We start from the raw sequence: 24,929 nt of genomic DNA on the forward strand, positions 1-24,929 counted from the left end.
TGGTAACAATGCGTTTAGCTTCAAGATGCTTAGTTTCAAGATGCACAGCTTCAAGATGCACAGTTTCAAAAGCTTAGCCCCAAAAAGCCTAGTTCTCAAAGCTGAGTTTTAGACCGCTCATCCGCAAGAGATGTCTTGCAATAGGTCGAGTGGCGTCAATTAATCACAATGCACTTAATTGGCGCTTGTGATTGGCTGTTGATTACACAGACATTATTACGTTTAGAAACAATTATTGTACTGGCTTGTTTCGACAGTTCAGTACAATATTAACCGTACGTGACCTGATTGCTATTGATATCGTTGATTGATAGGGCATTTAGGTCATTTCTTTCAAAAGGAACCTTAAATGAATACAACAATAAAAGCAGGTGCTTTTGCACTCATGCTTGCGGCTAGCTCGACCGCATTTGCCTCTGAAGGCGTTGATCTAAAAAAGAATATGCAAGCGATGAAGCTGGCGTTTAAACAAGCCGCTGAAGCACAATCTGTTGAAGAAATGAAGACACCTGTCGCGACATTGGATACGTTGATTGCAGAAAGCAAGCAAGGTGATTATCCGCCAGAGAAAATGGATCTTTACCAAGAAGGTTTCAACAAGCTGTCATCCGCTTTACAACAAGTTGATAAGGATTTGCAGCAGGGCGATTTAGACGCTGCGCAGCAAACACTTCGTGAAGTGGATACTTTACGTATTGAATACCACGATAGACGTAACCCAAGTATTTGGCAACGCCTATTTGGCTAGTCATATCAAGGGCTTGATTTGTTATACCGCGAAATGCTTAACAAGCAAATAGTGGTATAACAATTAGGGTTACGCAAGTGACGGTGTAACCACATGTAGCCCTAAGCCAGCCATAGCCCCTAAGCCAACTATACTCTAAGTTAACTAAACCCCACAGCCAACTAAAGCCCAAAGCCAATTTTTGGCTGCATCCGTACTGATCGTACACCCCAAGGCGTCAAGTCAGGCTTGGGTTGACCGGTATAATTGCCTAAACAAATGTAACCCTTAGACAAGTAGCGATAAAGAAAGTCACCACCATCAAGTGAGTTGGCTTTATCATTTCCCGTAATAAACTGAATGCGCTCTACGCGTAAATCTCGTGCAGTTTTAAACGCTGGATAAACCGAGGAATTAATGTTGTGAGCGTCGAGATCATTAAGCAGGGCTTTATCGGACATTTTTGCCGTCGTGCGACTAAATATCATGATCAGGCGTTTTTGTTGTTCTGATGAAACGATGAGCATTTCCATGAGGGCGCTTCCTTGAAAAACGAGAGACTATACAGCAAGCATCACGCTGTGACTAACGGTTAACGGGTAAATGTCCTCTTAGGGCCGCTAACCATGCATTTTTATACCCGCTATTCGTAGCGCAAAAGTAGGCCGACGATAGGCTTTGATAACATCGCGTTTGAGATAATGGCGTTTGAGATGATGGCTTTTGAGATTATAGCATTTGAGACTATAGCATTTGAGACTATAGCTTTGTCGGTGCTAGCGTGTCAGACGATAGTTTTTGGCCTGATAGCCGTTGCCATTCATTACGGGTCATGCCATATTTGAGCGAGTCATAGTATTCCCCCTCAAAATAACGCACTTTTCTTAAGCGGGCTTCTTGTAAAAATCCTAGCTTTTCCGCGCATGCCATCATTCTTGGGTTACCTGACCACGTAGTAAGACCAACGCGTTCAATACGAAGTGTTGAAAACAGTCGTGCTACCCATAAAGGTATAGCGTCAAAGGCGATGCCTTTATTCCAAAAATTGGAATCATAGATAATCACGCCCATTTCCAACCAACGTGTTTCCTCACACTCCCAATAATAACTCACGCTGCCTATCGGGACTTCATTGACGACAATGAGCTGCATGTCATCGCCGCGACATAATCGTGCGAATGTACCAAGCTCAAACGCCTCACGAGTAGGCGTTGAATAGGGGAAGTAGGGACCATTATAGCGGGTCCATGCTTCATCTTCTGTCACGAGTGAATAGAGCGTATCTAACTCGTTAACCCTCGCTTTCCGAATGGCAATTTTGCGTTCAGTCATAGTAACAGCACCTAATCATCTGATTGTTTACAACCATATTAAACTCGGCGAGAAAAAAACACTATTGAATGGTAGCTACGCTCGCTTCATTCACAATTTGCCATCCTTGATTACTTTGGCTATTTCGGTTCCCCACACTCTTTACCATTAACTCACCTTATTGACCGTTAATTCTTCCTATAAACCGTTTATCGCATCCTCGTTTTTTCATCGCAAAGGCGAGGTACGCTTAACATCAATAAAAAGGCAGAAGGAGAACAGAAAAATGATGAAGTTTGATGGAATCTCAAAACAATACTCACTCGGTCAGAATCAGATTTCGGCACTAGATGGCGTGACAGGGCAGATCGCACAAGGTGAGCTGGTGGCATTGTGTGGCCCATCGGGTTCAGGAAAAAGCACGCTATTGAATATCTTAGGCATGCTCGATACCCATTACGATGGTGAAATTATGTTTGGAAGCCAGCTGTTATCTAAAAACCCTAAGTCCTTGATTCAATTTCGTCGCCAAAACTTAGGGTTTATCTTTCAACGTTTTAACTTAATCCCAGTGATGAGTGCGTTAGAAAACGTCAGTTATCCATTAATGCTAAACGGTTTGAGTACTCAAGAGCAGCAAGAGCAATCGCTCGCCATGCTCGATAAAGTCGGACTTGCGGATTGGGCACACCATAGACCGGATGCGTTGTCTGGTGGTCAACAACAGCGAGTTGCTATCGCCCGAGCGTTGGTTCATAAGCCAAGCTTGGTGATTGCCGATGAACCGACAGCGAGTTTGGATAGTGCATCAGCAAGCCAAGTGATCGAATTAATGAAGACGCTGGGTCATGAGCTGAAAACCACGTTTATTGTTGCTACTCACGATAGCCGTATGGCAACACGATGCGATAGAACGATTGAGCTAATTGATGGAAAGATAAGCCACAGCGCCTATCAATGGGCGAGCTAATCGCGATAGAGAACGTTAAGCGTCTTCGTTATTCAGACGAGTAATGGCTATGGCTACCAATTAAAAAAAAGGGAAAGATTATGATCATGCGCACCGTCTATTCATTCAAAATGCCGCTGTTGTATTTACTGCGTAATCGCAGGCGGACAATTTTGTCTTTATCCATTGTTGCTATCGCTATTTTTGCGTTGACCGCTGCGGCGGGCTTTGGATTGTTTACCTATCAATCACTTGAAAAGTCGACAGCCAATGATGTGGGGCATATCACGGTCACTCAAACGGGATACTTTACGTCGGAGGAAGAAACGCCATTAGAAAATGGCTTAACCAAACCTAATGAGCTGATCGCGTTGTTGAAGGGGGTTGAGCATGCAAAAAGCATCCAGCCGAGAGTGTATTTTTCAGGCTTGATATCTAACGGTAGAAAGTCAGCGATTTTCATCGGTAATGGTGTTGAACCCAGTGAGTTTGACGTTCGTGATGGCGTTGTTGATATGCAGTCCGGCGCGGTACTTGCGAGTCAAAGTGACAATCAGCCTGGCGCAGAAGGTCAGGATGATAGCGGTATCATGATAGCCAAAGACTTAGCGCGTAATTTACGGGTAGCAGAAGGCGATTGGGTGACGTTACTTGCTACAACAAGTGATGGCGCGCTTAATGCGATGGACTTCCAAGTTACCGGGATCTACTCCACTGGCGTTCCTGAGATGGATAAGCGTCAGATATATGTTGGGCTTTTGGCAGCACAAGATTTATTAAGTACAGACCGCATTAGCACGTTGTCAGTGTATCTTTCTGATACTAAATATACAGAGCAAGGGATGGCTGATGTCGAGCAGCGGCTTAATCAATATCACAATCAGGGCGACACTTCAGCGCAAAACCTAGAGACGACACCATGGCAGGACAGAGCATTTTTCTATCATAAAGTTCGTGGATTGTATAACGGCATCTTTGGCGTGTTGGGTTTAGTGATGGCATTAGTGGTGTTCGTTGCCTTGTTTAACACCATGACGATGACGGTGACAGAGCGAACGCGCGAAATAGGCACCTTGTCAGCGCTAGGCAGCTATCCGCGTGAAATTGTGGGCGGTTTTGTGAGAGAGTCAATGTTAATTGCGGTGATTGGCAGTGCGATTGGCGCAGGACTAGCACTTGCGACGACCTTATTTCTTAAAGTCGCTGATGTTCAAATGCCACCGCCTCCAGGACGGTCTGAAGGTTATCCGTTAGAGATCATATTCTCGCCTCAAGTTGCTGTCTATTCGTCACTCGCTATTTTGTTCATCTGTATGTTTGCTGCTTTTATGTCTGCGCGTAAAGGGGCAAAAAAACCAATTACGGAGGCACTCGCTTATGTTTAATTTACTAAATAACCGCTCAACTATTAACCGCTCAACTATCCAAAAGCTATGTCATCAAAAGCTAGGTTACACAAAGCGGTGTCACCAAAAGAAAGGTCACCAACAGTCATCGAGTCACCTAATCAGAGCGAAATGGCTTGTTGCCACCATAATGGCTTTAACGACGCTGCCGAGTTTCGCTGACAGCGTGCTTTCAGTCGATGAAAACCTAACGCAAGCCAGTGCCTTAATCGAACAAGCTGACCATTATCGTTTAGACTCAGAGGCATCTAGAGTCGTGTCAGAAGTGAAACTTTATCAAGATGATAACTTGGACAAAACACGCTTGTACGATGTGTATTTAAAGCCCAATCGTGAATCGTTAGTGGTGTTTAAAGCCAAAGTAGAGCAAGGGCAAAAGATGCTTATGCTGGGCGATAACTACTGGTTGCTGATGCCGAAAAGTCGCCGTCCTATTCGTATAACCCCAATGCAAAAACTGTTGGGTGAGGCGTCGGTAGGTGATATTTCAACATTAACATGGAGTCAGGACTATCAAGGTGAAATTCTAAAAACGGAAGAAATAACGGCATTAGATGGGACAGTACAAAACACCAAAAAGCTCAAGTTGACGGCAAAAACCACGGGTGCCAGTTACCAGCAGATAGATTTGTGGATTGATGACAAGAATGCGTTTCCAATTCAAGCCGATCTGTATTTACGCTCTGGAAAGCTAGCGAAAAAAGCGCATTTTAAACAAGGGATCAGAGCGGGAAAACCCCGCGTGACGGCCATGGTTTTGCAAGACCAAATACAATTAAACAAAAAGACGGTGATCGAATATCAGTCGATAGAGCCTTACTCGCTGCCGAGCAAATACTATAACCCGGCGTTTTTATCAAAAAATAAGCAGCTAGGGATAGAGTAATGTTCGTGGCACGCAAGGTTAAATATGTACCGGTATTCGTTTGCCTCGCGTTAGGGGTACTCGTCCCATCGACAGGGTTGGCAAAGGAGAGCAATGGTAGTGATCTTACTGGACCATGGACACAATCGTTGATGCTAACGGTGGACTACCAACTTAACTTGCAAAGTGTAGGGGAGCAAGACTCAGTGTTTTTTCCTGAAAAAAACCGAGAACCCGTTCAAACCGTGAATGGATTGGTTGATATTGGTGTTGGGTTTAAGGCGTTTTCCACGAATGTTGCTTTGCTGGGAAGTGATCTCTTGAATGATGCTGAATCATCATCGAGTGCTTACCGAGAGCAAGAGTTTGATGCTGTCGTGAGGGAAGCCGTGTATGAATCTCAGGTGTCGTTTGGTGATGTAGAACTTGACGTATTATTGGGAAAGGCGCGGATAGACTGGGGTGTAGGTTATGGATATCGAGTGCTGGATCTGTTTAATCCATACCGCCGTAATCCGGTTGGCATTCAAATTGAAGAGGGCGCAGGGACGTTGGCGTTGTCTCATTATGGTGCGAGCTCTGAGTGGACGTTGATCGCAACAGACTCTAGTTGGACGCAATTAACCAGCTCTGATTTTGATGAAGCGAACCAGCAGCAAGGGGTAGGTGCACGTTATTACACCTTGCGTGGAGATTCAGAAATACAGGCTGTTGGTTATTATGACAATGTCCGGCAGGGTCTTATTGGTGGCAGCTTTGTCACCGTATTTGGCGAGTCATGGGAGTTTCACTCCTCGGCCATGATGCAGCGCCGCTATTTGAATTATCAGTTTGAGGACGCCGCTCCTACAGAACTAAAAGAGAGCCACAATGCTGTGCAGTATCTTATGGGGGTAACATGGGCTAATGAGGCCGGGCATAGTGTGATTGCGGAATATTGGTTTGATGAAAGGGCGTGGAGCGAGCAAACATGGAAGACGGCTTATGACAATACGTCCCAAGTACACCCTTTAGTTGCTCAGTCCTACGGGCTAGGTTATACACAACAAAATCTTGTACAACATAGCGTAATGTTACACTGGTCGCTTGACCCTGCGGCATGGAGCCATTGGGATTGGAGCCGTGGATTGGGCTTAACGGATCGACTGACTCCAAAGATAGATCTGATGCTGTCTCCTGAAGATGGTGGAGTGATTGCAACGCAATGGTTGGATTTCGTAATTATGGATACGGGGGATTCGAATTTGCACTTGGAGCTGGCTGCACGTTATGTGACGGGTAAGAGTAAATCCGTATATGCAAACTTACCCGATCGCTATAACATGTTGATAAACATAAAAGGAAGGTTCTAGTTATGCAATGCGGACGCAAAGGTTCTAACCTGTTGCAATCGATGATCTTTACAACGTTGTTTTGTCTTGCGATTGCTGTGCTTACTTCATCAATTTGGGCGGCATCTTATTTAGAAAATGCGATCATTAGTTTAGGTTATGGCTATAGTGCGGTGGCATGCTCATGGTTCATTCAACGTTTTCTACCGAAAATCGCCGAGCTCAACTTGGTGGCGGTTGGCTTGTCCCTTGTTGGGGCAGTGTGCTTAGGTACGCTGAATGCTTATCTGTGGCTAAAGCAATATCCGGGGTTTGATGAGTGGCAGGGGCTAAAACCTATTTTACTGCTCGGTGTAATATTTACCGCGATTTCATTTTACTTTTTCTATGCTCAAGAAAAACAGTTTTTGCTCCAGCAACAAATCGAGCAGGCAAAACTAGACAGAGCAACACAAGATAGAGCGTTGATTGAATCAGAACTTAAACAGTTACAAAGCCAAATCGAGCCGCATTTTTTATTCAATACTTTGGCAAACATTAATGTCTTGATTGATTACGATACTAGTCAAGCGAAAGAAGTGTTGGACAAGCTGACAGTGTTACTGCGAGGCTCAATGTCCCGGCACAGAGAAAGCTATGTTGACATGGCGTCTGAAATCGCATTAATTGAAGCTTACCTTGGTATTCAGCAGGTTCGGTTGGGGCCTCGGTTAACCTATAACATCGAGATAACAGATGAACTCGCAAGCTTCCATCTTCCACCGTATCTATTGCAGCCCTTGGTAGAAAATGCGGTGATCCATGGAATTGAGCCAAATGTGGCTGGTGGGCATATTCAAATAAAAGGCAGCATAGTTCAGGGCGTCTGTACTTTGCAGGTGATTGATTCTGGTTGTGGCTTCGGCGGGGCAGAAAATGATATTGGGACGGGCAACGGCATTGGTTTAGCGAATGTGAAAGAGCGCTTATCAACACTATACGGCAAAGCATCTTCTCTTTCTGTTAGTGCCGGACAGAAGAAGGGCGTAGTATCAACCATCACCTTGCCGTTACCGATAAATAAGGAAGTATAAAATGAATTCAGTGACCGCGATTATTGCCGATGATGAACCATTGCTCAGATTTCATTTAGATAAGATGTTAGCAGAAACATGGCCTGAATTGACGATTGTCGAAGCTTGTGAAAATGGAGAATCAGCATTAGAGGCCATTAAAGTACTCCAACCTAATGTGGTGTTTCTTGATATTCAAATGCCGGGAATGTCGGGGGTTGACGTCGCCAACCAGCTGGTCGCGCTGGAAAAGAAAAACCAACTGACCGCACCACTCATTGTGTTTGTTACGGCGTTTGATCAATATGCAATCTCTGCCTTCGAGGCGAACGCTATTGATTACGTTCTTAAGCCAGTACAAGAAGAGCGACTTCTTGAAACCTGTCAGCGGGTTAAACAGCGCTTAGCATCCTCAGATACTGACGGCACAATGCAAACATTAATGGCGAAGATTGAGCACCTTTCCGTTGGCGGCACTACCAACTACACCAAGTGGATAAAAGCGACGAAGCATGATGAGATTCATATACTTGCCGTAGATGATATTGTCTATGCGAAAGCGGAAGATAAGTACATCACCTTGATTGCGTCAGTCGAAGGAGGCTATCAAGAGTATATTCTACGTAGCTCGATAAAAGAGCTAATTCGTCAATTGGATCCAGACCGATTTTGGCAGATACATCGCTCAACATTAATCAATGTAGAGCGACTCGATAAAGTAAAAAAAGACATAACAGGTAAGATGTACGTTTATATCGCTGATAATAAGCTCCCCGTTAGTCGAGCGATGCAGTCACTTTTTCGTTGAAAAAACGCTGACCAGTATTCGTCACGCTTCACAATCAGATCGGTCTTATATACGGATAGTGCGCTACTTATGTTAGATCGCTAGCAATATTTTTGGGCAATGCCAATTTGGGATGGTGAACACCTTTCGCAGCCATATCAATAATGGTGTATTCCTGGGTGTTTGGCGTCGCCGAATTTCTCGTTTGACTGAGCCGTAGTGCCTCGAACATTAACTGTTCCAGTTTCAGGTTGTAGTCGCTAAATTCTTGCTGAGTGAGACGAAGCTTACAAGTGATAAAGTAAGCGTTTTTGTCATTGGGTGAAATTACTTGCACGTGTTTTTGCACACTCTCAATGACACAGTTTTTGAATAGTAGAGGGAACTTAGCTTGTTCGGAAAAAGCGGTACTTTTAGGTACCTGAAGTACAAAGTCTGAGCCTTTTAACATTTTAATTAGATTGAGTTTTTCTAGCGATCGTAGGTAAAGGTAGGTTGAAGGTTCGTTTAAATTAAATACAGTCATCAGCTGTGATGAGTTCGCATTTTCATTCACAATTTCATGGAAAATAGTATACAGCTCAGGCTTGTCATAAAATGCAGAATCTTGTTCCGAAGTGAAGAGCGAAACGGTTTTAATGGCGTCCTCTGCCGTTGTTATCACTTTGGATAGAGGTACTTTTATTAACTCGCAGATCTCATTAAGCTTTGAAACGGAAAGATGGCTTTGCCCATTAAGTAACCTTTTAATACTCACCTCTGAGGTTCCAAGCTGCTCCGCAATATTCTTATAAGACCAACCTGACTGTTTTAATCGCTGTTTTATCTCTTTGCAAATTGCGAGGTTCAGTTCGCTCATTCTTGTCTCCTTCCGTATATGCCCTTAAAGGTATCATATTTCGTACCTTTGTGATGATTTCTTGTCAGTGTGGTGATGTATATTGATACTAGATTCTAAGGTCAACGATCAAAGAATGCTGAGGAGTCACATGAACATTTTAACATCTTATAGCTATCGTTATTTGGCAACGGATTACCTTAAATCTAACGACATCCCGGTTACAGCGATTAGCTTTCGCTCGATCCTTTTTTCGTTTTGGCGATAAGGGAGGAAATTTTAAGTGAATAGGTTGGAGATAGAGCTCATTAAAATAGCTGCTTGGGAGTAGTTGTATGGATTTAGGATTAGAAAATAGAAATGTTGTTGTGACAGGAGGCTCAAGTGGCATTGGGGCTGAAATTGTGAAAGCGTTTGCCAAAGAGGGCGCTAACGTTTGGTTTTGTGGCCGTTGCCAGCAACGAATAGATACCGCGCTAGAGTGTTTCGATGATGTGAACATCAAACCAACGGGTCAAGCTCTTGATGTTTATGACTTAGACGCGTTTACATCTTGGGTTCATTCCATCGCCAATATCGATATTTTTGTGCCAAACGTAAGCGCGTTGTCTGATGAATGGGATGATGTTGTCTATAAAGATCTTCTGGCGACTCAACAAGCGATTGATGTTGTTGTACCTATATTACTAAAATCCCCCATTGCAGCTTTAACCTATATAGGTTCGAAGGCGAGCGGAACCACGGTATCTAATGCCAATGCTTATGGTGCAGGCAAGGCTGCGCTTGCACATTATATGAAATCACTTTCTCTCACTCACGCCCCAGAGTTAAGAGTAAACACAGTGTCGCCGGGTGATACGTTTACTGAAGATGGATTGTGGGGACGCTGTAAAAACACCGCGCCGCAACAATATCAACGTGTACTGGATCGCAACCCGATGGGTCGGCTTGCTATGCCTGAAGAAATTGCTAATGTTGTCGCTTTTATCTCAAGCCCTACAGCTAGTTTTGTTTCAGGTGCAAATTGGTATGTCGATGGGGCATCGACACATCATGTCCAATATTAGATAACACGTGATATTGTTCAAAATGACAACTCTTCGCACAGTTCTAGTGGTAAGCCGTCAGGGTCTTTAAAAAACGTGTAGCGTTTCCCTGTGTATTCATCCACTCGAATGGGTTCTAGCTGGATCTTTTGTTGACTTAACCACTCGACAGCTTGCTCGATATTTTCGACGGTAAACGCTAAATGTCTAAGCCCTTGTGCTTCGGGCATGTTTGGTCTGGTTGGGGCATCAGGGAATGAAAATAGCTCGATTTGTGTGCCGTCTGGCAAAGCGAGGTCAAGTTTGTAAGAGTCTCTGGCTGTACGATAGTTTTCATCCAAAACCGTAAGACCTAAGATATGGGTATAGAAGTGCTTAGAGATGGCGTAGTTGGAGCAAATGATGGCAACGTGATGTGTGGCTTTTAACATAAATCGTTTTTACCTAACCGGGATGTGTTGTGTTTAATCATGCTTGGCGATGTTTGTATCGACCCGTTATAACGAAAGCCGCTGTGGAAGTACGGACATGACATAATCAATAAATACTCGCATTCTGGCGGGTAAGTACTTAGTTTGGGCGTACTGTAGTGCAATAGCACCATGATAATTACTTTTTATTGTCCAGTCTGCGAGAACTTGAACAGCGCTGCCATCGGCCAACGATTCTTTGATCACAAAATCGTGAAATATTCCAATGCCCAAGCCTTCTTTTACCCCACTTAAACGAAGTTGAGATTGGTTGACAGCGTAGCGACCTGTCACTTTAACCGTCAGAAATTCATCGTCTTTCAAGAAATCCCAAATATTATCTCGTGCCGTTTCGGCAAGGTACAAACAGTCGTGTTGGGTTAAGTCTTGAGGTGTGGCTGGCATGCCATATTGCGCGATGTAATCGGGACTGGCGCATAATACGAGATTCGTTGGGCCGACATTTTTCATGACTAGGTTTTCGTCTGGCTTATCGGTAAGCTTGAACGCGACATCAATCCCCATTTTCATTAAATCAATATTGCCATCTAGGGCGCGAACTTTAAGCTGGATTTCAGGGTATTGCTTGAGAAACGGAGTAATAAAGGGCTGCAGTACTGAATTGAGAAAAGCTTCTGGCGCTGCAACAGTTAATGTTCCGCTTGGGACGGTATGATCGGATTGGGATACTTCAATAGCTTGCTGAGCGGCATTTACCATTAAGACACTTTGGTCGTAGACTTTTTGTCCTGCTTGAGTAATGACGAGTTTGCGCGTGGTTCGTTCAAATAACTTCACGGATAGCGCGCTTTCTAAGCGAGTAATGGTTTTCGACAAAGCTGAAGGTGTGACGCCGAGATTTTTGGAGGCCGCAGTAAAGCTGCCTTCATTTACCACCATAATGTAGGAGGCGAGATCCGGTAATAAGCTGATGAGGCGATGATCAAACATTATTGTTGCCTTGAATTCACTAATGGTTTTCCATCTTAAGGGATAATTGTTTTCTTCACAATGAACTAGAATGGTTTCATTAAAGACTGACCGATACGGTACCCGTCTTTCCCTACAAACCTATGCCCTACAAATCGGTGGTATTAGGATAATAAAAAAGGAATCTAAGATGTCTTCTGCATTCTACCAACAAATCCAAGATCAAATTGAAGAAGTAAAAGTGGAAGGACTGTATAAGTCTGAACGAATCATCACTTCTCAACAAAAAGCAGCAGTAAAAATCGCTTCAGGCGAAGAAGTACTTAACTTCTGTGCTAACAACTATTTAGGTCTTGCTAATCACCCTGAGCTTATTAAAGCTGGTCAAGTTGGTATGGATGAGCACGGCTTTGGTATGGCGTCTGTACGTTTTATTTGTGGTACTCAAGATATCCATAAAGAACTCGAGCAGAAACTGTCTACTTTCCTAGGCAAAGAAGACACGATTCTTTACACGTCATGTTTTGATGCAAACACGGGTTTGTTCGAAACTATTTTAGGTAAAGAAGATGCGATTATTTCAGATGCATTGAACCATGCTTCAATCATCGATGGCGTACGTTTGTGTAAAGCCATGCGCTTCCGTTATGCAAATAACAACATGGATGAGCTTGAGCAGCAATTGATTGCCGCTAAAGAAGCCGGTGCTCGTCATACGCTTATCGTCACTGACGGCGTATTCTCAATGGACGGCGTAGTAGCGAATCTTCCTGCTATTTGTGATTTAGCGGATAAGTATGGCGCACTAGTGATGGTTGATGACTCTCACGCGGTTGGCTTCATGGGCCAATCTGGTGCGGGTACGCATGAGTATCATGATGTGGTTGACCGTATCGACATCATTACCGGTACGCTAGGTAAAGCGATGGGTGGCGCATCAGGCGGTTACACATCTGGTAAGAAAGAAGTCATTGACTGGTTACGCCAGCGTTCTCGCCCGTACTTGTTCTCTAACTCTGTGGCACCAGCAATTGTTAATGCATCGATCCGCGTTCTAGACTTACTAGAAGAAAGTGGTGATTTGCGTGACCATTTATGGGCGAACGCGGCGCACTTCCGCACACGTATGGAAGGCGCAGGCTTCACTATGGGCGGAGCAGATCACGCGATTATCCCAATCATGTTAGGCGACGCTAAAGTGGCGGCAGAATTTGCAGAGCGCGCACTTGAAAAGGGCATTTATGTCGTTGGGTTCTCTTTCCCTGTCGTACCGAAAGGGCAAGCTCGCATCCGTACTCAAATGTCTGCAGCGCACTCGCGTGAGCAACTTGATCGCGCAATTGATGCGTTTATTGAAGTTGGTAAAGACATGGCAATCATTTAATTCTTGCCAACAACTAAGCAAGTATTTAATTGAATGAGTCAACGAACGAGCGTTAATTATAGCGCTCGTTCAACATTAGAATTGTATTTTTACTTGCTGTATCGCAAGTGGGAATTATAGGTAACAACATGAAAATTAAAGCACTCTCAAAACTAAAGCCAGAAGAAGGCATCTGGATGACCGAGGTTGAAAAGCCTGAAATGGGTCATAATGATCTTCTTATCCGCATCAAGAAAACTGCTATTTGTGGTACTGATGTTCACATCTACAATTGGGATGAATGGTCTCAAAACACGATTCCTGTTCCTATGGTAGTCGGGCACGAGTACGTGGGCGAAGTTGTGGGTATTGGTCAGGAAGTTCGTGGCTTTGAGATTGGTGATCGTGTTTCTGGTGAGGGTCATATTACCTGTGGTCACTGTCGTAACTGTCGTGGTGGTCGTACTCACCTATGTCGCAATACAACAGGCGTTGGTGTAAACCGAACGGGTGCATTTTCAGAGTACCTTGTGATCCCAGCGTTTAACGCGTTTAAAATTCCAGCAGGCATCTCTGACGATCTTGCGTCTATTTTTGACCCGTTTGGTAATGCTGTTCACACCGCATTATCTTTTGACCTTGTGGGTGAAGACGTCCTGATTACTGGTGCTGGCCCAATTGGTATCATGGCAGCCGCTGTTGCGAAGCACGTTGGTGCACGCCACGTTGTTATTACTGATGTTAACGAGTACCGCCTAGAGCTTGCTAAAAAAATGGGCGTGACCCGCGCGGTTAACGTAATGGAAGAGAAGCTTGAAGATGTCATGAGCGAACTTGGCATGACGGAAGGCTTTGATGTGGGCCTTGAAATGTCGGGTAACCCATCAGCATTTAACAGCATGTTGGTTAACATGAACCACGGTGGCAAAATTTCTCTGCTAGGTATTCCACCATCGGATATGGCGGTAGACTGGAACCAAGTTATTTTCAAAGGCTTGGTAATTAAGGGCATCTACGGTCGTGAAATGTTTGAAACGTGGTACAAGATGGCTTCTTTGATTCAATCAGGTCTAGATCTAACACCAATCATTACTCACCACTACAAAGTGGACGACTTCCAGAAAGGCTTCGACATGATGCGATCTGGTATGTCTGGTAAGGTGATTTTAGACTGGGAGTAGGTTACTACCGGTTTTGAATATCAGAAGGCAACAGGTAAAACTGTTGCCTTTTTTATCGCCATTCTGTAGCCATTTTTAATTGGTAATAAATTTAATCTATTGATATTTAATGGTTATTTTTGTTTTTGTATATAGTGGCAAGTTTGATTCAGTCAGGGTTAGACCTGTCACCAATCATTACTCATCACTTTAAAATTGATGATTTCCAAGCAGGCTTCGATGCTATGCGTAGTGGGCTTTCTGGCAAGGTTATTCTTGATTGGGAATAGATAAACTCAGGCTCTAAATAGTAAAAGGCGACAGTGAAAACTGTCGCCTTTTTGACTAATAAAACCGCTAAATAACGGTCGATTACAGTGTGTGTCGCCATTTTGTCGCCATTAATTTTCTAATGGGTTGAGGTGTACCGCTTGTATCAAATGTTCTGGTGCAAAATGGGAATACGCCATTGTTTGCTCAATTTTAGTGTGTCCAAGAATACGCTGTAACACCAAAATATCCCCTTTGTTCATCATAAAATGCGAAGCAAAAGTATGCCGTAAAACATGCGTCGCTTGTCCACTCGGAACGTGGCCAGGTAGAGCCCTTTTAATGTAGCGCCAGGCATCCTTGTAAGTAGTGTTGAAAATTTCATGGTTGCTCACCGCGATCTCTAAGATCTCTTGATATAAAGCAGGTGAGATGGGCACACTTCGATTTCTCTTACCTTTTGTCTCGGTGTAAGTCAGTTTAAATTCAGCTACCTGTGAACGGGTAAGAGTTAGAGCTTCACTTATACGGGCACCGGTGGCTAAGCAAATCTTAGAGATTACAATGAGCTGTGGAATTGAGACTGTAATGACTCGATTGCAATTTTTCAGGTTAACTAAGAACTCTTCAATTTGTGGCTTGGTTAGATATGCTAGGTTCTTCTCACTTGTTTTGATTGTTTCGATAGCTTCAAGTGGATTGGGGTATTTCCATTGATTGTACTTAATTAGTTTCTTGAACATTCCCTTTAGATAAATCAATTCCGTGTTATGTGTTGTTGGTGAAATCTTAATAGATTTATTTTTGCCACGGTAGGGTATTCGCGCTGCACGATAGTCTAAGTAGTCTCGTTCTTTAAAGTGGGAGGCAATTGGATTTCCTAATTCTTCAATTGTCTTGGCTATTAGATCCCGAGCTTGTTTACCCGATTTCAACGTATGACCGTGTATGGTCCACCAAGTGTCTAACAGTTCGCTCATTCTACGGTGATCGGGTTTACTTCCCATCCATGGCTTATCGTCAATCTCCTTCATAGTGTGAAGCTCAAAAGCCTTTGCTTCGCCCTTAGTCGTAAACTTTTTACGAACACGCTTCCCCGTTCGCCCATTCGGGTAACATTCGCAGAGCCAAGATTTAGTAGAACCATCTTTTAAATTGCGGATAGACATAATAAAGCCTAAAATTACTGTATATAAAAACAGTATAATTGGGGCTAGAACGTAGAACAATGTTTTATATCGGACAAAAAGCACAGGTTAGGCTCCTATCTCAAAGTGCTAAGAAAGCTAATAGGTTATTGCTATGTATCAATCAATTCATGTGACTGCTGGATACAGTCACTTCAAAATTAACAGTGATGGTCCAATTGGGGTAAGTAAGAAGAACCAAGGGATGATTGATGCAGTTTTGAAGCTAGGTAACCGTTTTACTGCGCCATTTGGTGGGTTTATAGAAGCAGAGAACGTGATCGGTTTGAAATGGGTGAAGCTAGTTGATATTAAATATCTGTGCACCGATGAGGAAGCCGAAACTATCGAGTACGTGATACAAAAAGACCACTATGTAGTGGGGACGTATCAAGACCGGAAGTTGTATATTTTATTGTTTGGTGGAGAGCCAAAACACCATCAGATTAAAGGTCTTGAACAAGATGGGAAAAACAATGTGTTTGGGTTGTTTTAATGTAGAGGTGATAATTTATAAATCAGTTAGACCAGAAACTTACAGTCCGTACTGTCGGCTTGATCTTCTAAATTAGCAAGTTGGCTAGCTCATTTTTGCCCCAAACTTGTTTAGAGTAATTGCTCGTAACATTTATTTTGTAATCTGTTTGCTCTAATTTTTCTCACGCATACTTATGTACTTGGTTGTGCATGTTACTATGTTGAGCTGCTTAGTTCTGGATATGCATATCCAGTCACTGAACTTTTTATCGAAAACTTGATAATTGCTTTAATGAGATATTAAAGCTCTTATACTCCTTATTTTGTGTGATATATGACTAGTTATAACAATGACCAACCTATTGCGTCTGAATGCGAAGATAAACTAAATAGACAACATTTTGCAAAAGAAATAGCTAGCCTTTTAGTTCTTGAAGCCGATGCTCCATGTTTGACGGTTTCTCTGGAAGGGAAGTGGGGACAAGGAAAGACCTCAATATTGAACATGGTGCAGGAAGTCTTTAGTCAAATGGATTTTCCCCCTGTTTTAGTTCAATACAACGCTTGGGCGAACGGTCAATCCGAGTCGTTACTTCAGGATTTTTTAATTCAGTTTACTTCTCAATTGGGCCTTGCAGATCATGCAGAAGAAGGAAAGCGAGTAGCTGAAGAACTTCTTTCTTATTCTAAGTTGTTTAGCGTAGCTAAATTGGTTCCTGGTGTGGAGCCGTGGGGCAGTTTAGTCGAAAACGTATTCAAGGGTGTCGGAGATGCAACACAATCGCTTAGTGACTTAAAGGAATTAGATATTGCAGGTAAAAAGGCACGAGTAGAAGAAAGCTTAAGAAAAATTGATAGGCCAATCGTGGTCATTATCGATGACATAGATCGTTTAACTCCTAAGGAGTGCTTTCAAGTTCTTCGTCTGGTAAAAGCTGTGGCTGACTTTCCTAGAACAGCGTTCATTTTAGCATTTGAACCTAATTACCTAGAGTCGGTATTGGCTTCTAATAATATCGACAATGCAAATGAGTATATAGACAAGATTGTGCAGTTGAGGATTCCACTACCAACAATCACAAGTAAAGATCTAGATGCGCTTGTAGATAGACATTTTGATATGATGGGAGATAACTTCTCTCTTGCCCACTACCAAGACGAACAGAATCGATTAGCATATATTTATCAACGATATCTACGATACATAATCACCAGCCCGCGTGACGTTAAGAGAGTGTTTAACCACTTTAAATTCGTCTACAACCTTGTTCAAAATCAAGTGTGTGTCACTGATCTCTTTGTTTTATCAGTTGTCGCAACAAAAGCCCACAAGATATATAGCCATATAAAGTCAAATCCAGCTCTGTATGCAGGTAAACGCAACTCTGGCTATTTTGATTATGGGTCACTTGACAAGGAAAAAGCGGCAGACCTTTGTAAGCAGCAACGCCTTAGTATCTATAATGCACTTTTGATTAATGAAAACAACGTATATGAAGACTTACTGAAGGAAATTTTCCCTTCGCTAGATTCAAAAAGCTACCAAACTTACGAAGTTTATGACGCTGATGCTTCAGGAAGAGTGGATCATATCAGTAGACTCTCTACAGCGCTCCATATTAGTACACCAAGAGGCTCGGTTTCAGACCAAGATGTGGCAACTTTTATTGAAAGCTCTGGTCAACGTATTGATATTCTTGAAAGCGCAATCTCCAATGGAGCTATCAAAAGGTTTCTTGAGTTATTCGAAATGTTTTTGGACAGAAGAAAGTTTAATGATGATGAACTTCTCCTATTAATTCGAGTTATTGTGGACACATTGTTGTCAGAAGATCTACTTGATGGGTTTGGTATTTTACACTCAGGGCTATTTGCTGAGAGCAATCTTTACGGCAATATCTGTAGGTTACTCAACCGAACTTTACGCGAATCAGAGAACAGAGAAGCTTTTGTTTGCTCAGTCATGCAAGAGTGTGTTCTGTTACCGTTTGTAGCTAGTTCAATCGTTCTGCTTAAAGCTCAATATAATGAAAGAAATTATGAACCTCCTTGGCTAGATGAAGAAACAATTAACAAAATGATTAAAGAATATATTCCTAAAGCTCGCGCAGTTTTACTTGATGATGTATTTCAATCAAAAGCTTTGGAATATCAAGTAATTAAACCATTGTGGCGTTATGATGAGGATGCAGCACTAAGTATTATTAAGGAAATAGGCCAAGACAATGTCTTCAGAGTTGGCTGGTTCCTTTTAGGGCAGATTGGTTCAGATAGTGTGAAAGGCCATTATCTCTCGGTAAATCTAGATAAAGCATGTAGTGTACTCAACTTAGATAGGCTCAAAAAAGAATCTCAGACTGTGAAAGAAAGTGAATTGTCTCGAGAAGATATCGTCATTGCACGTTCAATTGTTGATGGAAAAGCACACTACTTAGCTGACGGTGAGGTAGTTATAGATTAGCTACACAAGAGTTCAAGATCTCACTTCCCTCATCTTAACCAACCGAGCTAGAGCTTCTAATCTAGCTCATTTTTGTCCAAAATGTCTGAATCTGAATCTGAATCTTAATATTTGTCATTCTCTAACTCGAAAATGCCCCAAAGTTACTTAGGGTATGTACTCTTCACTAAACGAGAATGATCATATTGACCAACATTTTCTAATGTAAGATGCTGAAGTTGGTTTTGGGTGCTTGTAATATTGACGTCGGGTAGTGGCATAATGGAAAGTTGGATTAGTGCTGGATTACTGGCAGGGGCAGAATTTGGAATCTTCTTAGCGGTAATATATACCGTGATGAATTGGAGTGATCGCGATAAGTGGAGAACATTTTTTCTTCTTTGGGGCGCGACTACTATTGGAGTCGGAATCGGTGCTACGATAATTTCAGGAATATACATTGCTTTCAAAGCCATGTAGTAGTGCACCAACGCACATTTGCCCCAAAGCTTCTTAAGCTCATAAAACTGAACATCTAGCTACCATTGCGATAGACCAAATTAATCTAATCCATACTTGGGGTCTGTGGACTTGGAGTTTTCTGTACTTTCACACCGAAACTCTCTAACTGTTCACAGTACAGACTAGTATGAATTGAGTTTTACATTGAATACTAGCAACATAAGCAGAGTATAAGTATGAAACATCCGTCTAATACACGTTAAGTACTTGCCATTATGCATTTACATCAAGGGTGAAATATGAAGCTTGAAGTTGTCAAATTAAAGAATTTTCGAGGATATGGGGCAGAAGTAACTATTCCTATAAATGACCTAACAGCGTTCATTGGACGAAATGATGCAGGTAAATCAACAGTTTTCGAAGCATTGGAGATATTCTTTAATAACTCGATTGTCAAGTGCGAAAAAGATGACTTAAATATAAATGCAGAAAATAATTTAATAGAAATAACCTGTATTTTTGGTGAACTGCCTGAACAGTTGGTTATAGATTCTGCTTTTCCTACATCACTTGCTGAAGAACATCTTCTAAACTCTGATCAAAAGCTTGAAATTAAGAAGGTATATTCAGCTACGGCGGCAAACCCAAAAGAAAAAACTTACATTATTTGTATGCATCCCACAGTCACTTCTGCAAGCGATCTTTTAACTTTGAAGCGCACAGATCTTAGATCGAGGGCAAACCAGATAGGCGTTGAGCAGGATGCATACAATGCATCTATTAATGCATCTATAAGGCAGGCGATTAGGGCAAATATTGAAGATTTAGACCTGTCGCATACGGAGTTACTTGTAGATAAAGAAGATAGTAAAAAAGTTTACGACTCTATTAAAAGCTACTTGCCCTTATATGCTTTATTTCAATCTGATCGACCAAGTAAAGATGATGATAAAGAAGTCACCGACCCAATGAAGATTGCTGTCCAGCAAGCATTAGCAGAACTGAGTGATGAAATAGAACACATAAAAAATGAAGTTAGGGAAAAAGCGATTGAAACAGCGAATAGAACTCTAGCCAAGCTTCATGAAATGTCACCCGACTTAGCAGACGAATTAATACCAGAGTTTAAAACGGAGCCTAAGTTTGATTCTCAATTTAAGCTATCCATAAAATCTGAGAATGACATTTCCATTAATAAGAGGGGAAGCGGGGTACGAAGATTAATACTTTTAAATTTCTTCCGTGCAGAAGCTGAACGCAGACGGTCTGTAAACGAAGGCAGTAACATTATATTTGCTTTTGAAGAGCCTGAAACATCACAACACCCTGACCATCAACGAATGCTAATTGAAGCTTTCATGGAACTATCAAACACTCCAAATAGCCAAGTTATGTTGACAACTCACACTCCGTCTTTAGCAGGACTATTGCCTCTAGAAAGTCTTAGATTTATCGAGCGAAATGGTCAAAATAGGACAATCGAAATGGGTTCTGATGAGGTGTTTGCTAAGGTTGCAGACACATTGGGTTTGTTGCCTGATCCTGTTTCTAAATATGCTAAAGCAATGCTTTTGCTCGAAGGGAAAGGTGACGTAACCTTTGTTGAACATGCCGCAGAAAAACTGAAAGAAGCTGGTCATATTCAATATACTTTCGAAGAGAAAAGGTTTGCTCTAGTGCCTATTGGTGGTTGTGGCAACCTGAAGCATTGGAGAACACTACAATTAGCCGAACAATTTGATATACCATATTGTGTGCTGTTGGATTCAGATAAGGGTACAAATGAAGAGCAACAAAATTTAGACAAAGTTAGTGAAATGAGAGCTGACGGTATCAAAGCATATACGACCCGTAAAAGGGAACCTGAAAACTATATTCATTTAGATTGCTTAGCTCTACCTGCGGGAAGTCAGTTTAGCTTTACTGATATGTGTGACGCTAAAGTGATGATTGGTAAGAAAAAAGGTACGCGAAAAACCAACGTGTTAGAAGATTATTGGATTAGAATGTCTGCTGAACAAATTAGGGAAATGGAATCATATCAAGAGGATGGCGAGCAAAAATTCGAGTTCACAGAGATGTTTAATGACTTTTTAGAGTTAGTAGAATAGGCAGATAGCAGCAAAAACTGAAAGTTATAAGATACTTTTTCTAATCAACTAAGGTGTGTTAGTACAATTTCACTAACTCACCTTTGTCCAAAAATGTTTCAGAACTACTTAGAGATTGCACAACGACCAATACTGGGCCAAAGAAGAAGACTGCCATAAGGTAGCCTTTTTCTTTGCAAGTGCCACTCCCCAAGAGGGGAGGCTGATAAGAGGCTCGTTAAGTATCGGTGACGCTATTAATCAAATTAGCTGCAGTGCTCTCAAACAGGTGAGTGCAACAGTTAACGCTTTTCCATTACTAACGCGACTCTACCTACAACCCTTACTTCATCTTCTTCGACGGTTAGAATCGAACCGTTAAAGCTGATTGCTAGTTTTTTGCCTGGTAAGCGCTGGATGTCGTTTAGCGAGAGTAGGCCGTCCATATTAACTAGGTATGTACCGCTTACTGCTTGGTGAGATTCTTTATTTATAAGGAACGTAGTAGTTCCATCTTTGATTGCTATTACATTACTCACATCTAACTCGTCTAGAAGAGTTTTATCGAATGCAAGTATCCCTTTCCCAACCAATTTACCGTCGTCAATAGAGAAACAGTCGATATCGAAAAGAGTTTTCGATTCGTTCTTCTTATTAATATGCTTTTGGGTTGGTGTTTTAGGGTACGGTTCGCCTTTATCGAGAAGTAACCATTCAAGTGAGACTCCAGTGCTCAAATGAGTCCTCACTGCAATTTCAAAGGGAGTAAGGTTTCTCTGTCGCCAAGTCGCGATTGTTGATTTTGGGATGCCAAATACGTCTGCTACATCCTGTTGGCGGTCTGAATTCGTGATATCTATCAACTTCTTGATAATATCCCTACCTCCCAAATACGATATTTGGTCTATTTTAAGTTGCTTGTTATTCATATGTGATCAATAATCGCAATTGAGTTCGGAATGGTGGGGTGCAACTCGTCATTCCGAAATTAAACATTCAATGACTAAACAGGATATCATTATGCTCTCATATCAAGTAGTCCTAAATACGCCTTTCATGACGTACGATCAATACTCTCAGTTCTCTGGAATGCCGAAGCGCACCATTATGGATTGGGTCGCTGATGGTCGCTTACCTATTAAAACTAAAGCAAAAGGTAAAGAAACCCCTCTCATCAATATGGTCATGTTGCTAGAAATGGCAACGCGTGAAACGTTGGAGAGAATGGGGTAAGTAGCCATGTGTTTATCTTTCATAATTTCGTCCAAAGATTTTTGTCCGTTGGGGCTAAACATTCTTGGTTGGAGTTTCGTTGTCGTCTCGTTTGTCTTCAAGTGAGTATTGGTTATGAACGGAACTGACTCAATAGGCGAGTTCTCTCGCACAAAACAAGGGGCCTTTAATGAGGCGTGTTGCGTGTTTGCTAGGTCAGAGAATATGGCTAGGCTGGCAGAGGTTATAGGGATGAGTCCGACCATGCTGCGGAATAAACTTAACCCTGAGCAGCCTCATGTCCTGAGTTGTGTTGAAGCCATCACTCTCGCCAAAGTGAGTGGCAATCATACCATCGTAAACAGCTTGCTTCTTGGGTTGGGGGTGGTCACCGCTCATATAACATCTGATAGCACGGAAGACACCTTTGTTCAAAGCGCATTAGAGAACTCGATCTATTCGGGTGAATTGTCTCGAATGGCGTTGGAGTATGCAGGAAATCATCGCCTAACTCGCACTCAAAAACATAAGATTATTCATACCGCGCACACCAGCATCAGCATTCAGGTAAAACTCATCAGGAGCCTGGAAAAACTGAATCAAGGTGGTTGTCTGCTTAAAGCCATAGAGGAGGCGGCAGACGCTAATGGTTTATTTGTTTCAAACATCAATTCGGAGCAATGATGTCTATTACTCCGTGCGATAAGTCATGTCCTGAAACGTCTGGTCATGGATTGACGGAGGAAGATAAGCGTAGAGGCCTTAGGTATATCAGGCGTATTCGACGCGAGTTATGTGATCGTCAACTTTCTTCATTATGGGTTGAGCAGGCGAGGTTAATGACCCAATTAAGGCGTTCGAACCATGTGTTTGAACAAGTACGACTGCGAATTCGTTTATTCGGCCTTGAGAAGCGAATACAAAGAATCAGACAACGTTGGCTTTGACGCATTTTAATTTTCCAGAGTTGCGTTATTGGTTTCTCAGAAGGTGAGCGTTATTTAGCCGAGGTCAACTTTATGAATCATCATGTGTTTGCGGTCGTACAGGGTAAAGTTATTCAAACCAGTATTGAAGCAGTCTTCAATTTAGTCTTAAAAGGTAAAGAAGAGTGGCGTGATGCAGTCTGTTGTCCTTCGAAAAGGCGTTCGATAAAAATTGACACCCGTGGCGGCTACGAAAGCTCGAAAGGAATGGCTTTGACTGGCTCTCAAATCTTGTCAGAGAGAGTCAAGAGGACTGATTCAGTAACGGCGCTCAACGCTCAAGACAATCTCTCTTGCTTTGTTTTTTCTAAAGGTGAGTATGGGCAAGGTGCACCGAGGGTGATGAGATGACGGCTCACTCTGAATACGCTGCGTCTTCATCCATTTCGTGTTTGAGTCGGCTACTTGAGGAAGCGCCTTATTTTTCGAGGTGCAGTGACAATAAAACCGCGATGCTCATCAGACCTCGAAACTATGCGGTCAGATGGCCGTATATGCAGGTTAATCGTAAAGATATGCAGGCGTGGATGGTGTTTGACATCGATCATGACCATCGAGCTGTCCCCAACCTCTATATTTGGCAAGATGAAGGCTTGCCACCCCCTAATCTAATCGTTCGAAACCGCACCAGTAATAAAGCCCACCTTTTTTACGCTATTGTGCCGGTTTGCACCAGCGATCAAGCACGATCCAAACCCATTCAGTACCTCAAAGCCATTTATCGCGCCTTAGCATTACGACTTGAGGCGGACTTGAGTTATTCAGGCCCTGTTGCCAAAACGCCCTTTCATCCTTGGTGGCAGACGACCGAACTCCATCGGAGTGTCTATGAACTCAATGAGTTAGCGGATTCTCTTGAGCTGGAGACAACGCGGCCATGGCTTCGTCAAGATACTGATGTCTCTTATTCTCGAAACTGTACTTTGTTTGAACACACTCGCCGATACGCGTATGACATTGTCGACGAAGAAAGAGAAAAGGGCAGTTATACGAGCTTTAAACGCCGTGTCGAGAGTTTCGCTCATTATAAAAATACCGGCACCCCGGATAAGCCGCCTCTGAAGTGCTGTGAGGTGTTGGCGGTGGTGAAAAGTGTTTCCCGTTGGACCTGGGATAAATATTGTGCTCGGTCAGACTGCCAACGAGGTGTGATGAGGTTGGATAGTGGATTAAGTCTGCAGGAAAAGCAACGTAGAGCGGCCAGAAGAACCCATAACCTTCGTAGGACGAAGACCACTCGCCGAATTATCCGCACATGTCAGGTTTTGTTACGCAAAAATCAGGAGCTCACCATTGGTTTGGTGGCGCGTAATGCGGACCTGTGTCGCCAGACCGTCAGTCGTTACATCTATTTGTTTGAATGGGTCAAGTCTGCTTTATCCGAAAATAGGCAAAATGGGCCAGAGCATCGTGGTGATTATGCTGTTCATCAGATATCTGCCCCTATAACGTTATACTGGGCGGAGTATGAAGTAGGGAAGAAGAAGGCGGTGCTTGAGTCAGCTTTTCCTTGAGTTGAAGAATAATGAGTAACTATCGAGTCAAAATAAGATCTCTTGGTAAATTTAAT

Annotated in this window: 24 protein-coding genes and 1 pseudogene; 18 read left to right on the plus strand and 7 right to left on the minus strand. The window is 42.6% G+C overall.

Annotation, left to right across the window (positions count from 1 at the left end):
• Positions 1 to 349 precede the first annotated feature (349 nt).
• Complete coding sequence (locus MD535_RS05355; RefSeq protein WP_390902892.1) at positions 350 to 748, plus strand: cytochrome b562; 399 nt, start codon at positions 350 to 352, stop codon at positions 746 to 748.
• Positions 749 to 909: 161 nt separating this feature from the next.
• Here the strand turns inward: MD535_RS05355 and MD535_RS05360 are convergent, their stop codons facing one another.
• Positions 910 to 1,260 carry a hypothetical protein gene (locus MD535_RS05360; RefSeq protein WP_265673896.1) on the minus strand — a complete coding sequence of 117 codons (351 nt, stop codon included), beginning with the start codon at positions 1,258 to 1,260 and terminating at the stop codon, positions 910 to 912.
• Positions 1,261 to 1,486: 226 nt separating this feature from the next.
• The gene (locus MD535_RS05365; RefSeq protein ID WP_265673897.1) at positions 1,487 to 2,059 is read right to left on the minus strand and encodes a GNAT family N-acetyltransferase; all 573 of its coding nucleotides are present in this window, start codon (positions 2,057 to 2,059) and stop codon (positions 1,487 to 1,489) included.
• Positions 2,060 to 2,324: 265 nt separating this feature from the next.
• Here MD535_RS05365 and MD535_RS05370 point away from each other — a divergent pair, with 265 nt between their 5' ends.
• The 6 genes from MD535_RS05370 (at position 2,325) to MD535_RS05395 (ending at position 8,449) form a co-directional block, all read left to right on the plus strand.
• Entirely contained in the window at positions 2,325 to 3,008 is a 684-nt protein-coding gene (locus MD535_RS05370) for an ABC transporter ATP-binding protein (protein ID WP_265673898.1), read from the plus strand.
• 80 nt (positions 3,009 to 3,088) lie between these two features.
• On the plus strand, positions 3,089 to 4,372 hold the full coding sequence (locus MD535_RS05375) for an ABC transporter permease (RefSeq protein ID WP_265673899.1): 1,284 nt from the start codon (positions 3,089 to 3,091) through the stop codon (positions 4,370 to 4,372).
• 151 nt (positions 4,373 to 4,523) lie between these two features.
• Positions 4,524 to 5,279, plus strand: a complete 756-nt coding sequence (locus tag MD535_RS05380) for an outer membrane lipoprotein-sorting protein (protein ID WP_390902897.1) — start codon at positions 4,524 to 4,526, stop codon at positions 5,277 to 5,279.
• A complete protein-coding gene (locus MD535_RS05385; protein ID WP_265673901.1) occupies positions 5,279 to 6,610 on the plus strand; it encodes a hypothetical protein in 1,332 nt (443 codons plus the stop codon). The genes MD535_RS05380 and MD535_RS05385 overlap by 1 nt, the downstream gene beginning before the upstream one ends.
• A gap of 2 nt (positions 6,611 to 6,612) precedes the next feature.
• Complete coding sequence (locus tag MD535_RS05390; RefSeq protein ID WP_265673902.1) at positions 6,613 to 7,662, plus strand: sensor histidine kinase; 1,050 nt, start codon at positions 6,613 to 6,615, stop codon at positions 7,660 to 7,662.
• A gap of 1 nt (position 7,663) precedes the next feature.
• Entirely contained in the window at positions 7,664 to 8,449 is a 786-nt protein-coding gene (locus MD535_RS05395; RefSeq protein ID WP_265673903.1) for a LytR/AlgR family response regulator transcription factor, read from the plus strand.
• A gap of 67 nt (positions 8,450 to 8,516) precedes the next feature.
• On the opposite strand, the gene MD535_RS05400 is transcribed toward MD535_RS05395, so the two are convergent.
• The gene (locus MD535_RS05400; RefSeq protein ID WP_265673904.1) at positions 8,517 to 9,287 is read right to left on the minus strand and encodes a helix-turn-helix domain-containing protein; all 771 of its coding nucleotides are present in this window, start codon (positions 9,285 to 9,287) and stop codon (positions 8,517 to 8,519) included.
• 314 nt (positions 9,288 to 9,601) lie between these two features.
• On the opposite strand from MD535_RS05400, the gene MD535_RS05405 reads away from it, so the two are divergent.
• The gene (locus tag MD535_RS05405) at positions 9,602 to 10,333 is read left to right on the plus strand and encodes an SDR family NAD(P)-dependent oxidoreductase (RefSeq protein WP_265673905.1); all 732 of its coding nucleotides are present in this window, start codon (positions 9,602 to 9,604) and stop codon (positions 10,331 to 10,333) included.
• A gap of 17 nt (positions 10,334 to 10,350) precedes the next feature.
• Here MD535_RS05405 and gloA2 read toward each other — a convergent pair whose 3' ends face one another.
• Positions 10,351 to 10,743 (minus strand): SMU1112c/YaeR family gloxylase I-like metalloprotein, encoded by a 393-nt coding sequence (gloA2, locus tag MD535_RS05410; RefSeq protein ID WP_265673906.1) that lies wholly within the window; start codon positions 10,741 to 10,743, stop codon positions 10,351 to 10,353.
• A 66-nt stretch (positions 10,744 to 10,809) separates the two neighbouring features.
• Positions 10,810 to 11,733 (minus strand): LysR family transcriptional regulator, encoded by a 924-nt coding sequence (locus MD535_RS05415; protein ID WP_265673907.1) that lies wholly within the window; start codon positions 11,731 to 11,733, stop codon positions 10,810 to 10,812.
• Between the two features lie 169 nt (positions 11,734 to 11,902).
• On the opposite strand from MD535_RS05415, the gene MD535_RS05420 reads away from it, so the two are divergent.
• The 3 genes and pseudogenes from MD535_RS05420 to MD535_RS05430 form a co-directional block, all read left to right on the plus strand.
• Positions 11,903 to 13,096 (plus strand): glycine C-acetyltransferase, encoded by a 1,194-nt coding sequence (locus tag MD535_RS05420; RefSeq protein ID WP_265673908.1) that lies wholly within the window; start codon positions 11,903 to 11,905, stop codon positions 13,094 to 13,096.
• A gap of 128 nt (positions 13,097 to 13,224) precedes the next feature.
• Positions 13,225 to 14,256: an L-threonine 3-dehydrogenase gene (gene tdh, locus MD535_RS05425; protein WP_265673909.1), complete on the plus strand. Its 1,032-nt coding sequence runs from the start codon at positions 13,225 to 13,227 to the stop codon at positions 14,254 to 14,256.
• 128 nt (positions 14,257 to 14,384) lie between these two features.
• Positions 14,385 to 14,525, plus strand: a pseudogene (locus tag MD535_RS05430) (L-threonine 3-dehydrogenase); the annotation flags it as partial.
• 111 nt (positions 14,526 to 14,636) lie between these two features.
• Here MD535_RS05430 and MD535_RS05435 read toward each other — a convergent pair.
• Positions 14,637 to 15,674 carry a phage integrase gene (locus MD535_RS05435; protein WP_265673910.1) on the minus strand — a complete coding sequence of 346 codons (1,038 nt, stop codon included), beginning with the start codon at positions 15,672 to 15,674 and terminating at the stop codon, positions 14,637 to 14,639.
• A gap of 133 nt (positions 15,675 to 15,807) precedes the next feature.
• Between MD535_RS05435 and MD535_RS05440 the strand changes: the two genes are divergently transcribed.
• The 3 genes from MD535_RS05440 (at position 15,808) to MD535_RS05450 (ending at position 21,182) form a co-directional block, all read left to right on the plus strand.
• On the plus strand, positions 15,808 to 16,188 hold the full coding sequence (locus tag MD535_RS05440) for a hypothetical protein (protein ID WP_102332045.1): 381 nt from the start codon (positions 15,808 to 15,810) through the stop codon (positions 16,186 to 16,188).
• Between the two features lie 315 nt (positions 16,189 to 16,503).
• A complete protein-coding gene (locus MD535_RS05445; RefSeq protein ID WP_102332046.1) occupies positions 16,504 to 18,630 on the plus strand; it encodes a KAP family P-loop NTPase fold protein in 2,127 nt (708 codons plus the stop codon).
• Positions 18,631 to 19,370: 740 nt separating this feature from the next.
• On the plus strand, positions 19,371 to 21,182 hold the full coding sequence (locus MD535_RS05450) for an AAA family ATPase (protein WP_265673911.1): 1,812 nt from the start codon (positions 19,371 to 19,373) through the stop codon (positions 21,180 to 21,182).
• A 281-nt stretch (positions 21,183 to 21,463) separates the two neighbouring features.
• On the opposite strand, the gene MD535_RS05455 is transcribed toward MD535_RS05450, so the two are convergent.
• Complete coding sequence (locus tag MD535_RS05455) at positions 21,464 to 22,090, minus strand: phage repressor protein CI (protein ID WP_102332048.1); 627 nt, start codon at positions 22,088 to 22,090, stop codon at positions 21,464 to 21,466.
• 91 nt (positions 22,091 to 22,181) lie between these two features.
• On the opposite strand from MD535_RS05455, the gene MD535_RS05460 reads away from it, so the two are divergent.
• The 4 genes from MD535_RS05460 to MD535_RS05475 all read left to right on the plus strand — a co-directional run bounded on the left by MD535_RS05460 (position 22,182) and on the right by MD535_RS05475 (position 24,873).
• Positions 22,182 to 22,394, plus strand: a complete 213-nt coding sequence (locus MD535_RS05460) for a hypothetical protein (RefSeq protein ID WP_029203682.1) — start codon at positions 22,182 to 22,184, stop codon at positions 22,392 to 22,394.
• 114 nt (positions 22,395 to 22,508) lie between these two features.
• Positions 22,509 to 23,057: a phage regulatory CII family protein gene (locus MD535_RS05465; protein WP_102332049.1), complete on the plus strand. Its 549-nt coding sequence runs from the start codon at positions 22,509 to 22,511 to the stop codon at positions 23,055 to 23,057.
• A 335-nt stretch (positions 23,058 to 23,392) separates the two neighbouring features.
• The gene (locus MD535_RS05470) at positions 23,393 to 23,710 is read left to right on the plus strand and encodes a hypothetical protein (RefSeq protein ID WP_102332050.1); all 318 of its coding nucleotides are present in this window, start codon (positions 23,393 to 23,395) and stop codon (positions 23,708 to 23,710) included.
• Positions 23,707 to 24,873 carry a replication initiation protein gene (locus tag MD535_RS05475; protein ID WP_102332051.1) on the plus strand — a complete coding sequence of 389 codons (1,167 nt, stop codon included), beginning with the start codon at positions 23,707 to 23,709 and terminating at the stop codon, positions 24,871 to 24,873. The genes MD535_RS05470 and MD535_RS05475 overlap by 4 nt, the downstream gene beginning before the upstream one ends.
• The last annotated feature ends 56 nt before the right edge of the window (positions 24,874 to 24,929 follow it).

This window comes from Vibrio qingdaonensis (assembly GCF_026191675.1).
Lineage (GTDB): Bacteria > Pseudomonadota > Gammaproteobacteria > Enterobacterales > Vibrionaceae > Vibrio > Vibrio qingdaonensis.